This window comes from Clostridium sp. BL-8, assembly GCF_002006495.1.
Lineage (GTDB): Bacteria > Bacillota > Clostridia > Clostridiales > Clostridiaceae > Clostridium.
Window position 1 is genome coordinate 14,619 of the sequence record NZ_LZZL01000006.1, and the last position, 13,876, is coordinate 28,494.

The window sequence follows — 13,876 nt, forward strand, 5'->3', positions numbered from 1 at the left end:
AAAATTTTTAAGATGGAGTTCTATACTTCAGCTGAATTTATATGATTGTATTATTTAGCTTTTGATTATATAAATATCAGAAGCTTTTGGAGGGGGAGAAAAATGAATAAAAAAGAAAAGAGAATAGTCGCTTTAGCAGCAGCATTTGCTTTAGTATTTGGAGTGGCTCCGGCAGCTAATGCCATGCACATTATGGAAGGATATCTTCCGCCACAATTTTGTATTATATGGGGTGTTGTATGTGTTCCATTTTTAGTGGCCGGCTATTTATCAATTAAGAAAACAGTATCTGAGCATCGTAGATCAATCACAATTTTGGCTATGGCTGGAGCATTTGTATTTGTACTTTCATCTTTAAAGATTCCATCAGTAACAGGAAGCTGCTCACATATGACTGGTACTGGACTTGGTGCAATATTGTTTGGACCAGCCGCAGTTAGTATTTTAGGAATTATTGTACTTGTTTTCCAGGCGATTTTGCTTGCTCATGGAGGAATAACTACCCTTGGTGCTAATACATTTTCTATGGCTATTGCAGGCCCATTTGTTTCTTACGGAATATATAAATTATGTCAAATACTCAAAATCAATAAATATGTAGGGATTTTCCTAGCGGCATCAATTGGCGATTTATTTACTTATTGTATAACAAGTTTTCAGCTTGCACTAGCATATCCATCAGAAAATGGTGGTGTTATTGTATCAGCAGCTAAATTCCTTGCAGTATTTGCGCCAACACAAGTCCCACTTGCAATTATCGAAGGAATTCTAACAGTAGTTATTATAATCGGTCTTGAAACATATGCAAAATCTGAATTGGCAGGCCTTGGATTAGTGAAGGGAGGGGAAAATTAATGTCGAAGACTAAAAAAACAGTTATAAGTCTATTAATAATTGCTGTGCTTATAGCAGCTATCCCTTTATTTACATTAAAAGGAGCTGAATTTGGTGGATCTGATGATGCAGGAAGCAAAGTGGTTTCTGAGATTACAGGTACTGAGTATAAGCCATGGTTTAAGCCAGTTATGGAAACCTGGATTGGCGGAGAATTGCCAGTTGAGGTTGAGAGCTTGCTTTTTTGTGTACAGACAGGTATTGGAGTTGGAGTAATTGCCTTTTTAATGGGAAGATTAGTAGAAAGAAATAAAATTGAAAAGGAGAAGAATAAAACTAAATAACCTAGATGAGAGATAAAGGACAAAATCGCGAACATAAGCTATAGAGGTGTAACAATAACATAAAAAGTGGACCAACTAGAAATATAAAAATAAAGAAAAAGTTTAATTGAGAGCTGACGATAGAGTCAGCTTAATTCTTATTTATATTTATATCTGTTAATCGATTCTTAATATCAAAAATAATCTCTTCAACTATATCTCTGATTTGTAGATTTCTTGTTCCAGGAATATAAATGCCATGCTTTTGTAGTGGAAGAATATATTTAGTACAATCCATATTAAATATTGCATTGGAAATCATAGAGGTAATTTCTCCGTTTATGCCTCCACTACAAATCATTCCGATTGGTCCTATTATGCTATCTATTTTAGCTGTCTTACAAAATGAACTGATTGCTCTTTCTCCGCTTATACCAACATTTGCACCTGCTTGTACCATTTTTGATGTGGCAAAGGAGTTTGTACCAAGTGCAATAATATAAACATCATTGTCTATTTCTCTACGAATTCTCTTTATGATGTTTTGGCCAAGACCTGCGCCTTGCGCGTCTATTACAGCAATTTTCATATTAATGATCATTCCTTTCGCTATGATTAAGGCACAGAATTTAATGAAAGTGATTAATCTATAGATTAAATACGGATAAACTATAAACAACATTTTTTTGTTTTCTTGTGCATGATATCATTTTATACCTTTAAGTTAACTCTAAGTCAAGTGTTTTTATGGATGTGGATGGATGTGCTGCCTACAAAACTCTTCACAATTATAATAGTGAGAATTGATGAAAAACATCCATGGTAACTTTGGACTTGTCATTTATTTTCATGTGCCTTATTATAAAGTAAAGAAAAAGTATTCTATATGTTTATTAGAGAGATAAGGTGAGTATGTTATTAGAAAATTTCAGATACGAGAGGTGAATGAATGAAAATTAAAGTTCTAAAGCAGGTCGCAGAAAATAATGAAGAGTGTAGTAAAGAAATTAAAGAGATTATGAAAAGTAAAAATGTATATTTAGTAAATGTCATGGGCTCACCTGGGGCGGGTAAGACAAGCTTGATTATAGAATTAATAAAAAAGTTAAAAGATAAATATAATATTGCTGTGGTAGAAGGAGATATTGCGGGACAATTAGATGCTGAAAAAATTGATTCACTTGGAATTCCTGTTATTCAGCTAAATACTGAGGGAGCGTGCCATATAGAAGCAGTATCAATTAAGAATATATTAGAATATTTTGATTTAGAAGAAATCGATATAATCTTTATTGAGAATATAGGGAATCTTGTTTGCCCTGCTGAATTTGATATTGGAGAAGATTTTAAGATTGCTATTTTAAGTATTCCAGAAGGTGATGATAAAGTTGAAAAATATCCATTATTGTTTTCAACAGCGGATGTAGTTATATTGAATAAGTATGACATGATGGAGTATTTTGATTTTGATGCTGATAAAACAGAACAAAATGTTAAGTTTTTAAATGAATCAGCTAACATTTTTAAGGTATCTTCAAGAACAGGAGAAGGATTAAATTCATTTGTTAAATATATTGAGGAGAAAGTAAAAAACAAAAGCTAAAATCAAGTTGATATTTACAAAGTGCAAAGATTGTAGTAATATATTATGTGTGCCACGAGGGCATGCGTAAATTTAGAAATTAAAATTTAATAAATATAAAATATTAATTTGAATTATAACCACGAAGGTTGATTACTTTTAAGTTTAATTAGTGATCGCTTTTGGTGGTTTTGTTTTTTTATTAAAGTTAGAGGAGGATTAATGAATGCATATTCCAGATAATTATTTAAGTCCGGCTACCTGTGCGGTTATGGGAGCTGTAATGATTCCAGTTTGGGCAAAATCAATAAAGACAGTAAAAAAAGAAATAACAAAAAAGAAAATGCCACTTATGGGGATAGGCGCCTCTCTTTCATTTTTAACAATGATGTTTAATGTGCCATTACCAGGAGGAACAACAGGACATGCTGTAGGTGGAACTTTGCTAGCTATGCTTTTAGGCCCTGAGGCAGCATGCATTTCTATAACGGTGGCACTTTTGATTCAAGCGTTACTATTTGGAGATGGCGGGGTTCTAGCCTTTGGAGCAAATTCATTTAATATGGCTTTTATTATTCCATTTGTAGGATATTATATTTACAAATTTTTAAAGGAAAGAATTAAATCAGAGAGAGGGGAATATATTGGAGCTTTAATCGGTTCGTATGTTGGTATTAATGCTGGTGCATTGTTTGCTTCAATAGAGCTTGGTATACAGCCATTACTTTTTAAGGATGCAGTAGGTATGCCTTTATATTGCCCATATCCGTTATCAATTTCTATACCGGCAATGCTTATTCCGCATCTTGCAGTTGCAGGAATTTTAGAAGCAATTATAACTATTGGAGTGTTGAGTTTTATAAGAAAAGTTTCACCTGACATCGTATATGACGGTTCAGCTAAAAAAACTAAACCAATATATGCTTTGATAATAGCACTTATATGTTTATCACCTTTAGGTTTATTAGCAACTGGTACGGCTTGGGGCGAATGGGGGACTGATGAAATAAATTCTGTAGTTGTAGGCGGTAAAGCCTTAGGATTTGTGCCAAAAGGAATGGAAAATGGATTTAATTTTAGTGCATTGATGCGGAATTATTCTGTCCAAGGTATGCCAGATAGTTTTGGATATATTTTATCAGCAATCGCTGGAGTTGCAATATTTTTAATAGTATTCAGGATAATAGCCAGTATGAGAAAAGATAATGGTATTAATGGTTAAATTTTAGTGAGAGAGGAAGTTATAGATGCCAGAATGGCTTTTGAAGAAAGATGATTATATACCACAAAAAGATAAGGATGCTTTTATAAATAAAAGCATTCTTTCTATATTAAGTGTGCTTACTAGATTTAGAAGGCAAACTGAATATAAGTCAAGTAAACTTGAGTTTAATGCTTTGCTTAAGCTCATGTCAACATTTATACTAATAATATTTGTTTCAATGACAAAAAGTTTTACTTTTGTTTTGATATCTAATGTATTGATGCTTGTAATAATTAATTTTTTAAGTATTAATGAAATAAAATATATTTTAAGGGTAAGTTTTGGAGTGGCAATTTTTACTTTTATAATTCTGTTACCCTCACTTTTTTTAGGTTATGGCAATAATGCTTTAATGATTTCATTAAAGATTTTAGTTTCTGTTGCTTCGGTTAATGTATTAGCCTTTACTACACAATGGAATGATCTCACAGGTTCTTTAAAGCTTCTTAGGGTGCCAGATATGTTTATATTCGTACTTGATACTACAATAAAATATATATTAGTTTTAGGTGAGTTTTCATTAAATATGGTTTATGCACTTAAGTTAAGGTCTGTTGGCAGGAGCAGTAATAAGAGTACATCACTTTCTGGTATTGTTGGAACTATGTTTATAGTATCTAAAGAAATGTCAGAAGAAATGTATGGCGCAATGGAATGTAGAGGTTTTACAGGAACATACAAGGTATATAAGAACTTTAAATTTAAGTTATCAGATTATATTTGTATTATTTGCAATATTATTTTTATACTAGCATATTTTTACTTTGATAGGTTGTGATTTAATGATTGATATTAATAATGTTTCTTATTCATATGAAAATAAGGTTTTCGCACTCAAAAATATAAATCTTCATATTGAGGAAGGAGAAGCAGCTGCCTTAATAGGAGTCAATGGAAGTGGAAAGTCCACATTAATGAAACTAATTAATGGATTAATAACACCAGATAGCGGAAGCTATCTATTTGCAGGAGAAGAAATCAATGATAAGAAACTACAAAATGAACAATTTTCAAAATCTTTTCATAAAAAGATAGGTTTTGTGTTTCAAAATTCTGATGTACAGCTTTTTTGCTCAAATGTTTATGATGAAATTGCATTTGGGCCAAGGCAGATGGGAATGGATGAAGAGGAAGTCAAAAAAAGAGTTGAGGACACTTTAAAGCTACTTAATATTGAGGAATTAAGAAATAGGCAGCCGTATCATTTAAGCGGAGGCGAAAAGAAAAAGGTATCTATAGCTTCTGTAGTAGTGCTGAATCCAGATGTATACATATTTGATGAACCAATGAATGGACTTGATCCTAAAACAAAGAGATTTTTAAAAGAATTTATGATAAATATAAATAGGGCAGGAAAGACAATTTTATGTTCAACCCATGACTTTGAATATGTAAAAGGAGTATTTAAAAGAGCAGTTGTTTTTTCAAATGAACATACAATTATAAGAGATGGAGTCTATGATGAAATAATGAATGATAGCAATTTCTTATATAATAATAATATTATATAAATGATAAAAAAGAATTTTGCTTATTGTATGGAAAATGCTAAAATGTAGAAAGATTAATTTATATGAGAAGGGATAAAAAAATGATAAGAGAAGCAACTGAAAAAGATTTAAAAGACATTTTGGAAATTTATAATGATGCCATATTGAATACAACAGCAATCTATACTTATAAGACTCATACTCTTGAGAGTAGAAGAAAGTGGTATGAAGAGAAGAAACAAGATGGACATCCTTTATTAGTAGTTGAGAAAGATGGTAAAGCTGTTGCTTTTGCTACATATGGCCCATTTAGAGCTTATCCAGCTTTTAAATATACAATAGAGCATTCTGTATATGTTCATAAGGATTATAGAAATTTAGGATTTGGTAAGCTTTTATTAAAGGAGCTTATAAATATAGCTAATAAACAAGAGTATGCAACTATGGTAGCTTGTATTGACAGCCTGAATGAAAATAGTATAAAAATTCATGAGAAATTTGGATTTAAGTATTCAGGTACAATAACAAAAGCGGGATATAAATTTAATAAGTGGCTGGACTTAGTTTTTTACCAACTAGATTTAACAGGACCTGAAAAGCCAACAGAAGAATAAATGAATAATTAAAAGAAGGGATTCATTTGAATTTATTATAAAATGTTTCGTTTGGAGGGTGAATAAATGAAATTAATTATTCGTGCAGATGATTTAGGATTAACAGATGGTGTAAATCATGGGATATGTAAAGCTATTGAAGACGGAATAGTTACTAGTGTAGGTTTAATGGCAAACATGCCAGATGCACAAGCAGGTTATAATCTAGTCAAGAAATTCAAACATGTAAGTATAGGTCAACATTCAAATGCATCAATAGGAAAACCATGTAGTGATCCTCAAGAAATTCCCTCAATGGTAGATGAACATGGTAATTTTATTTCTTCAAAAAAACATCGGAATGCATTTAATAATGGCATGGATCTTATAAATTTTGAAGATGCAGTTAGGGAAGTAGAAGCACAATTGGACAAGTTTAGAAAAATAACTGGAGGCAATCCAGCATATTTTGATAGACATGCAATTGAATCTAAAAATTTAGACAAGGCAATAGAATATGTTGCAAATAAAAATGATGTAGTATATATACCCTTTATGAAGAGCTTTAGTGCGAAGGATATATATTGCAAATTTGCTAAACTTCCTATAATGTCAGAAGAGAATCTATATGATCCCTTTTCATATTTTCTAAATGATGAAGGAGAAATACTAGAAAATAATTTATCTATGATTGCAGTACATCCAGGATATGTAGATCAAAATTTATTGGAATTATCATCATATAATATGATTAGGCCATTAGAAGTAAAAGTATTAACTTCTATAGAAATAAAAGATTGGATAAAAAGAAATAATATAGAATTGATAAATTGCACTGTATTTAATAAATAGTTAAACATAATAAAATTAAATACATTTTATATGAGGTGGTAATAATTATTTATAAGTTATTACTGCCTTTTTAATCTAGATAAATTGCGATTTAATCTAGATTAGTTCCTATATATGATACAAGTATAAAGAAATTTATACTTGTAACGATAATTCTATGAATATAAAAACATACTGTTTAGGTATGAATTTATATTCATAGAATTTTTTAGTGAAGGGAGAGAAAATAAGCAAACATCGAATGATAAAAATACTGTTAATGATATCATCAATTATTACTAAAGGTATAAAGGATACTAAGGAACAATTTGTAGTAAACAAATGACTTTTAAATAAAAATTAATTTAGAGATAAATTGCTACTAAATACTATAGAAGAGGAGTAAAGTAATGCTTAAAACAAAAAATGTTCAAGTAGGGAAGTTAAAAAAGCCGTTTGCTATTTTCACTATTTTTTTTATGCTTATTAGTATAATGCAGTTTCCTATGGCAAACACGGCTAAGGCAGATACGACAACGCCATATCTGCTTTCACAAGACAGAACAACATATGCATCATCTAATAATGGGGGAAATACTTCAGATAAGGTAGTGGACGGAGATAATACATCACGTTGGGAATCTGAATGGAAAAAAGATGATGAATGGTTATATGTTGATTTAGGTGCATCAGCATCAATAACTGAGGTAAAAATCAATTGGGAGAATGCTTATGCTAAAGACTATACAATAGAGGTTTCTGATGATGAAGTAACATGGAGTGATCCGATATATACAGAAACCGATGGAAAAGGTGGAAATGAAGATATTACTGTATCTGGAAAAGGAAGATATGTTCGTTTACATTTTAGTAAAAGATCTCAAGAAGCTTATGGATATTCAATTTATGAATTACAAGTATACGGAACAGGCGGAATAAATCCTCCTCCTTCAGCGCCACTTGGAGAGAATATAGCTTTAAACAAAACTGCAACAGCATCGTCTGTAGATCAAGAGTGGTATATTACTCCTGGACAAGCAGATGCAAAGAATGCCTTTGATGGAGACGTGAATACACATTGGGGTTCAACACCTGAAGATAATCAATGGATCTATGTTGATTTGGGAAGCCAGCATACGATAGGAAGGGTTATCTTAGATTGGGATTCTCCAGCAAGAAGTTATGATCTCGAAGTATCAGATGATGCTCAAAATTGGACTAAGGTTTATAGACAATTAAACTGTAGAGGTGGAGAAGAAAATATTCCGATATATGCTACAGGAAGATATGTAAGAATGAATGGAATGACTAGAGTTAATACTGGTGAATTTGGAATAAAGGAATTCAAAGTATATGATTACGTTGAAGGTGATCAAAAACCTGTATATACAATACCAGAGATACCTTCATCAACTGTTACTAAGGCAGGAGAAGGAAGTTATGTAAGTGATATGTCTTTATTCCCACAACCAAGAGAACCTTTTGAGAAGACTGATAATCTTAAGTCGCCAATTCCATCAAATGACTGGTGGCAGTCATTGCTTATAAAAAATATGGGAGATACATTAATAACTTTACCATTAAAAGCCAAGTATCAGCAGCAAGGTTTAGGATTATTAACACCAAGTGCTGGCTGGCTTCAAGATAGAAGTGTTGAAACAGAAAAAAATATTGATTTGTTTTTGATGGCAAATAATATTAATACTTCAGAAATGGACAGTAAAATTGATGGTTATGGAGATTACTCTGCAAATGTTGTGTTAAGCGATGATGATACTCAAAAAATGAAGACTACTTTTATAAAGGGTTCACCATACGTATTTACAGAGTTTAGTGATCCTAATTCCCCTGAAATATATTCTACAGCTGTTACAAGAATATTTGATGATAATGGCAATGATATACTAGCTAATAATGGAGACTCTATATCAGCAGATCATATCGGTATAGAAACAGTTAATTCTAATGGTGCACCTGATCCTAGCAACGTAACTAGATATTATGGAGTATTTGCACCTAAAGGAACTACATTTATAAAAGCCGGAAGCAAGATTAAAATGAAGCTTGGAAATGGAGAAGGTTATTTATCAGTAGCAACTATGCCATCTGATAGTAATTTAAATTATTTCTATAAGCATGCTTATGCTTTTGTTACAGATACTAAAGCAGATTATACTTACGATGATAAAACGTCTGATGTTACCACTACTTTCAAGCAAAGTATATCTTTAAAACGTAATGATCTTGCAGATACAACTTTAATGTGTATGTTGCCTGCTCAATGGAAAGTTAGCTCAGATTCAACAAATGATATGACTTATCCATCTGTAAGGGGAACACTTAAGGTTCATGAAGGTAATTCATTTAGTACAGTGGATAAGTTTAATGGAATTGTTCCACAATTTACAGAACCATTAAATCCTGAATATTCTAGAAGCAATTTACTTCAATATCTTGATATACTTGATAAATCTACTGATGCAAATTATATGAGTGGAGATGCTTATTGGCAGGGAAAGGTGCTGCATCCATTGGCGATGGGTGTACTTATAGCTGATCAAGTAGGGGCAGAAGATTATAAAAAGAAATTTTTAGATAGACTAAAAACAATTTTAACAGATTGGTATACATATAAACCTGGTGAAACTGAAGGATACTATTTTGATTATAATCCAGAATGGGGAACATTAATATATAAAAATAGCGAATTTGGTGCAAATACAGGTATTACTGATCATCATTTTACGTATGGTTACTTTACATTTGCGTCTGCAGTACTAGCAAGCTATGATAGTGACTTCTTAAAAAACTATGGACCTATGGTAGATACTTTAATAAGGGATTACGTAAATCCATCAAGAACAGATGAGAAGTTCCCTCAATTTAGAAACTTTGATCCATATGAAGGTCATTCATGGGCTGGTGGTTATGCAGATAACTTCGATGGAAACAATCAAGAAGCAGCTGGAGAATCATTATTTGGCTGGGTTGGAGAATACATGTGGGGATCAGTATCTGGAAATAATAAATACAGAGATGCTGGAATATATGGATTCACTACTGAATTAAGATCTATAGAACAATACTGGTTTAATTATGACGGTGATAACTGGATATCAGATTACAATCATAAGACAGTTGGACAAGTATATGGAAGCGCAAATTTCTTTGGTACATTTTTCAATGGAGATTCAGTATATGTTTATGGAATACACTGGCTTCCAACAGGAGAATATTTAACAAACTATGGTGTTGATAAGACAAAAGCAGCTGGTTTATATGAAGGCATGAAGGAAGACATTATAAATGATTATAATAAGAGCACCGATCCTAAAAAAGGAGCTCCGCCAGATCCTAATGATGTTGAGCCGGATTGGCGTCATATAACATGGCCAATTGAATCTTTAAGTGATCCTCAGGCAGTATTAGGTAAATGGGATCAAGATACATCTAAATTACAACAAAATGAAATGTACGATACTTATTGGTTTGTAAATAATATGGCAACACTTGGGCAGCGTACAAGAGATATATGGGCAGAAAATGGGGTAACAGCAAGTGTGTATAAAAATGGAGATAAATATACAGCACTAGCATGGAATCCTACAGATAATCCTGTAACTGTCCAATTCTGCAGTAATGATGGTGAATTAGGATACACTGTGGTTGCGCCAAAAGCTTTAGTTGCGGTAGATCCTACAGTAAAAGGAGCTATAAGCAAAAATGCGTTACAGGCAGAAATAAATGTTGCAAATAAATTAGTACAAACTGATTATACTGAAGAAAGCTGGGCAGTGTTTAGTGCAGCACTAACTGAAGCAGTAACGGTTAATAATGATACTGCTGCAACTAGTGATCAAGTTGATACAGCCCTTAAGAACTTAAGAGCAGCAGAAACAGCCTTAGTAAAAACAACTGCAATTCCTGGTGCGGATGTTAATTTAGCACTTAATAAGACAGCAGTGTCTTCATCAAATGAAGCAGATGGCTTAGGTCCACAAAATACTACAGATACTAATTTGGATAGCAGATGGAGCTCAAACTGGGCAGCAAATAAGGATAATCATCCAGAATATGTTTATGTAGATTTAGGTCAACCTTATTTTATAGGAGATGTAAAAGTTACTTGGTCAGATGCTTATGCTAAGGGATATAAAGTGCAGGCATGTGTTTCAAATCCAGAGGATGAGAGCAGTTGGCAGACGGTTTCAACTGTTGAAGATGGAACAGGTGGAATTCAGGATTCAACCTTTACAAGTGCAGCTGCAAGATATGTAAGAATATATTGTACTGATCCAGCAACTCAATTTGGATATTCAATAAAGAATATAGAGGTATATGGTGCTAAGGTTGATAAGACAGCACTTCAGGCAGAAATTGATAAGGCAAGTCAATTAAATGAGAGTGACTATACCCAGGAAAGCTTCGAAAACTTTAGTAATGTATTAAAGGAAGCAGAGAGTGTTAATTCAAATGATTCAGCAACTCAAGATAAAATAGAGGAAGCACTTAAGAATCTACAAGCAGCAGAGAGTCAATTGGTAAGAGTTAATGTAACTACTGGTTCAGCTGTTAATTTGGCACTTGATAAATCAGCAGTATCATCATCAAATGAAGCAGATGGTTTAGGTGCAAAAAATACTACAGATGAAAACACTGATAGCAGATGGAGTTCAAACTGGGCAGCAAACACAGATAATCATCCAGAATATGTTTACGTAGACTTAGGTAATATTTCCGATATTAGTAATGTAAAAATATTATGGGATACAGCTTATGCTAGAGGTTATAAAATACAGGTAAGTACTTCAGATCCAGATGATGAAGATGGTTGGATGACTGTAGCAAAAGTTGATGATGGTGCAGGTGGAATTGCAGACGTAGTTTTCCCTAGCACTTCAGCTAAATATGTAAGAATTTATTGTGAAAAGCCAGTAACTCAATTTGGATATTCTTTAAGAAACATAGAGGTTTATGCAGGTAAATCAGCATTAGATAATGAAATAGCACAAGGAGATTCCTTACAAGAAGATAATTATACAGAAGATACCTGGAAAGATTTCAGTGAAGCTTTAGATGAAGCGAAGGATGTTCAAAATAATGAATCAGCATCTAAAGAAGACTTAGATGGTGCTCTTAAAAATCTAAATGAAGCAATTGCTAACCTTATAGAAGATAAGAAGACTAATAATTTTAACTTAGCGTTAAATAGACCAGTAGAATCTTCTTCTAATGAAGCAGCAGGATTAGATGGCCAGCATGTTACAGATAAGGATATAGATAGTAGATGGAGCTCAAATTGGGCAGCTAATAAGGATAACCATCCAGAATATGTTTATGTAGATTTAGGTAAGGATTATGACATAAATGATGTAAAAGTATTATGGGATAATGCTTATGCTAAGGGATATAAAGTACAAACATGTACATCTGACCCAGAAGATGATAACAGCTGGGAAACAGCAGCAACCGTTAATGATTCAGAAGGTGGACTTCAAGATTCATCCTTTGATGGTACAAAAGCAAGATACGTAAGAATATATTGTACAGATCCATTAAATCAATTTGGATATTCTATAAAAAACATTGAAATATATTCTTAAGTAGAAAAATTGAGAAATGGCATTAAATAATAAGTGCTAGGTAAGTAAAATTCTCTCATAGCTATGGAAATAATAAGCTATAGTTATGAGGGTTTTTATTATGAATTAAATATTACATTGAAATTAATAATTTTCAATGTACATAGTATGGATTAAGTTAAAAAATTAATTTAATCTCATAAATAATCAATATTCGATATAAGTTTTTATTGACAAATTATAGGTTGGAATCTATACTTGTATAAAGTAAACATATAGAAATAGTGTGAAATGTGTTTTTTACATTTATATGTATTATTAAAAAAATAATATAATGATTGACTAGAAAACTAGAGATCGTGAAAAGAATTTGGATAGTAGAACTTTTTTTGGAGTTTGCTGCCTGAAGGTTTTTTGCGGTCTTTTTTATTTATTTTAAACATTAATAATTTTGTTGTGGGGATGTGTTTATGAATTTAGAAAATTTTATTGTAAAATTCCAAATACCTGAAGTGGCTTATCCTTTTATTTATAAAGTATTTAAAAAGGAAGAAATTGATTTCGTAGATAAAATGGACAAGGATGTATTTAATAAAGAAGATATAGAAAAAATCATAGTCAATAATGTAGAAAAATTTATAACAAACAGTTATAGAAGAGGAATCATTTCTTTTGTAAATGAAGATTTAGGAACATATAAAATAGCGAATTTTTATAGTAGACTGGATATATTCTCAATATCAGAGCAAAAGACTTATAGAAGTATTCCAAAGGAAGATCAAATTGCTATAGATGCTTGGTATTTTGAGGCTTACTATAATGGATTAAATTCTGATCCTAGTGTAAGGCCTACGGAAGATGAGATTTTGCAACTTGATAAAGTGCTAGAGTTCATTGATGCTCAAGATAAGCCTGTGTATCTAAATTATTGCGATTGCAGAAGTCTTAGAGGTGAATGTGGAAAGCCAACTAAAACCTGCATTACATATAGAAATGGAATTAATACGTTTGTGCATAGAGGTCTGTCAGAAGAAATAGATAAAGAAAGAGCAAAGGAAATCGTAAAAAATGCTGATAAAAAAGGTCTTATGCATACTGTTAATTCTAATGGAATATGTAATTGCTGTGGAGATTGCTGCTATTTGTTTAGGAGTCAGGCAAGAAGAAATAGTAGTGGATTTTGGCCAAAAACAAAATATATTATTGAATTTGATCCAGAAAAGTGCATTGGATGTAGTGTTTGTGTAAATAGATGCCACTTTAATGTATTCATTAAGGCAGATGGACAGATAAAAGATTTTTCAAAATGTGTGGGCTGCGGTATTTGTGCAAATTCATGTCCTACAAAAGCATTAAAATTAGTAGAGAGGAATTAAT

General features: G+C 32.0%; 11 protein-coding genes. 10 read left to right on the top strand and 1 reads right to left on the bottom strand.

The features are described 5' to 3' along the window. The first annotated feature begins 102 nt into the window (after positions 1-102). Entirely contained in the window at positions 103-855 is a 753-nt protein-coding gene (locus CLOBL_RS02355; RefSeq protein ID WP_077857536.1) for an energy-coupling factor ABC transporter permease, read from the top strand. Then, positions 855-1,178: a cobalt transport protein CbiN gene (locus CLOBL_RS02360; protein WP_077857537.1), complete on the top strand. Its 324-nt coding sequence runs from the start codon at positions 855-857 to the stop codon at positions 1,176-1,178. Before CLOBL_RS02355 ends, CLOBL_RS02360 begins: the two co-directional genes overlap by 1 nt. A gap of 130 nt (positions 1,179-1,308) precedes the next feature. Here the strand turns inward: CLOBL_RS02360 and CLOBL_RS02365 are convergent, their stop codons facing one another. Beyond that, a complete protein-coding gene (locus CLOBL_RS02365) occupies positions 1,309-1,746 on the bottom strand; it encodes a DUF3842 family protein (protein ID WP_077857538.1) in 438 nt (145 codons plus the stop codon). 360 nt (positions 1,747-2,106) lie between these two features. On the opposite strand from CLOBL_RS02365, the gene hypB reads away from it, so the two are divergent. From hypB to CLOBL_RS02405, 8 genes are all read left to right on the top strand, one after another. Continuing rightward, the gene (gene hypB / locus CLOBL_RS02370; RefSeq protein WP_077857539.1) at positions 2,107-2,760 is read left to right on the top strand and encodes a hydrogenase nickel incorporation protein HypB; all 654 of its coding nucleotides are present in this window, start codon (positions 2,107-2,109) and stop codon (positions 2,758-2,760) included. Positions 2,761-2,965: 205 nt separating this feature from the next. Next, entirely contained in the window at positions 2,966-3,961 is a 996-nt protein-coding gene (cbiM, locus tag CLOBL_RS02375) for a cobalt transporter CbiM (protein WP_077857540.1), read from the top strand. 25 nt (positions 3,962-3,986) lie between these two features. Beyond that, a complete protein-coding gene (locus CLOBL_RS02380; protein ID WP_077857541.1) occupies positions 3,987-4,781 on the top strand; it encodes an energy-coupling factor transporter transmembrane component T in 795 nt (264 codons plus the stop codon). Between the two features lie 4 nt (positions 4,782-4,785). Further along, a complete protein-coding gene (locus CLOBL_RS02385) occupies positions 4,786-5,514 on the top strand; it encodes an ABC transporter ATP-binding protein (protein WP_009171586.1) in 729 nt (242 codons plus the stop codon). 80 nt (positions 5,515-5,594) lie between these two features. Beyond that, entirely contained in the window at positions 5,595-6,107 is a 513-nt protein-coding gene (locus CLOBL_RS02390) for a GNAT family N-acetyltransferase (protein ID WP_077857542.1), read from the top strand. A 66-nt stretch (positions 6,108-6,173) separates the two neighbouring features. Continuing rightward, entirely contained in the window at positions 6,174-6,938 is a 765-nt protein-coding gene (locus CLOBL_RS02395) for a ChbG/HpnK family deacetylase (protein WP_077857543.1), read from the top strand. Positions 6,939-7,327: 389 nt separating this feature from the next. Continuing rightward, complete coding sequence (locus tag CLOBL_RS02400; RefSeq protein ID WP_077857544.1) at positions 7,328-12,520, top strand: discoidin domain-containing protein; 5,193 nt, start codon at positions 7,328-7,330, stop codon at positions 12,518-12,520. A 449-nt stretch (positions 12,521-12,969) separates the two neighbouring features. Next, complete coding sequence (locus CLOBL_RS02405; RefSeq protein WP_077857545.1) at positions 12,970-13,875, top strand: 4Fe-4S binding protein; 906 nt, start codon at positions 12,970-12,972, stop codon at positions 13,873-13,875. The last annotated feature ends 1 nt before the right edge of the window (position 13,876 follow it).

What these genes read in the sequence shown, in the direction of transcription:
- CLOBL_RS02355 (WP_077857536.1), top strand. Translation starts at nt 103, where the DNA reads ATGAATAAAAAAGAAAAGAGAATAGTCGCTTTAGCAGCAGCATTTGCT.
- CLOBL_RS02360 (WP_077857537.1), top strand. Translation starts at nt 855, where the DNA reads ATGTCGAAGACTAAAAAAACAGTTATAAGTCTATTAATAATTGCTGTG.
- CLOBL_RS02365 (WP_077857538.1), bottom strand. Translation starts at nt 1,746, where the DNA reads ATGAAAATTGCTGTAATAGACGCGCAAGGCGCAGGTCTTGGCCAAAAC.
- hypB (WP_077857539.1), top strand. Translation starts at nt 2,107, where the DNA reads ATGAAAATTAAAGTTCTAAAGCAGGTCGCAGAAAATAATGAAGAGTGT.
- cbiM (WP_077857540.1), top strand. Translation starts at nt 2,966, where the DNA reads ATGCATATTCCAGATAATTATTTAAGTCCGGCTACCTGTGCGGTTATG.
- CLOBL_RS02380 (WP_077857541.1), top strand. Translation starts at nt 3,987, where the DNA reads ATGCCAGAATGGCTTTTGAAGAAAGATGATTATATACCACAAAAAGAT.
- CLOBL_RS02385 (WP_009171586.1), top strand. Translation starts at nt 4,786, where the DNA reads ATGATTGATATTAATAATGTTTCTTATTCATATGAAAATAAGGTTTTC.
- CLOBL_RS02390 (WP_077857542.1), top strand. Translation starts at nt 5,595, where the DNA reads ATGATAAGAGAAGCAACTGAAAAAGATTTAAAAGACATTTTGGAAATT.
- CLOBL_RS02395 (WP_077857543.1), top strand. Translation starts at nt 6,174, where the DNA reads ATGAAATTAATTATTCGTGCAGATGATTTAGGATTAACAGATGGTGTA.
- CLOBL_RS02400 (WP_077857544.1), top strand. Translation starts at nt 7,328, where the DNA reads ATGCTTAAAACAAAAAATGTTCAAGTAGGGAAGTTAAAAAAGCCGTTT.
- CLOBL_RS02405 (WP_077857545.1), top strand. Translation starts at nt 12,970, where the DNA reads ATGAATTTAGAAAATTTTATTGTAAAATTCCAAATACCTGAAGTGGCT.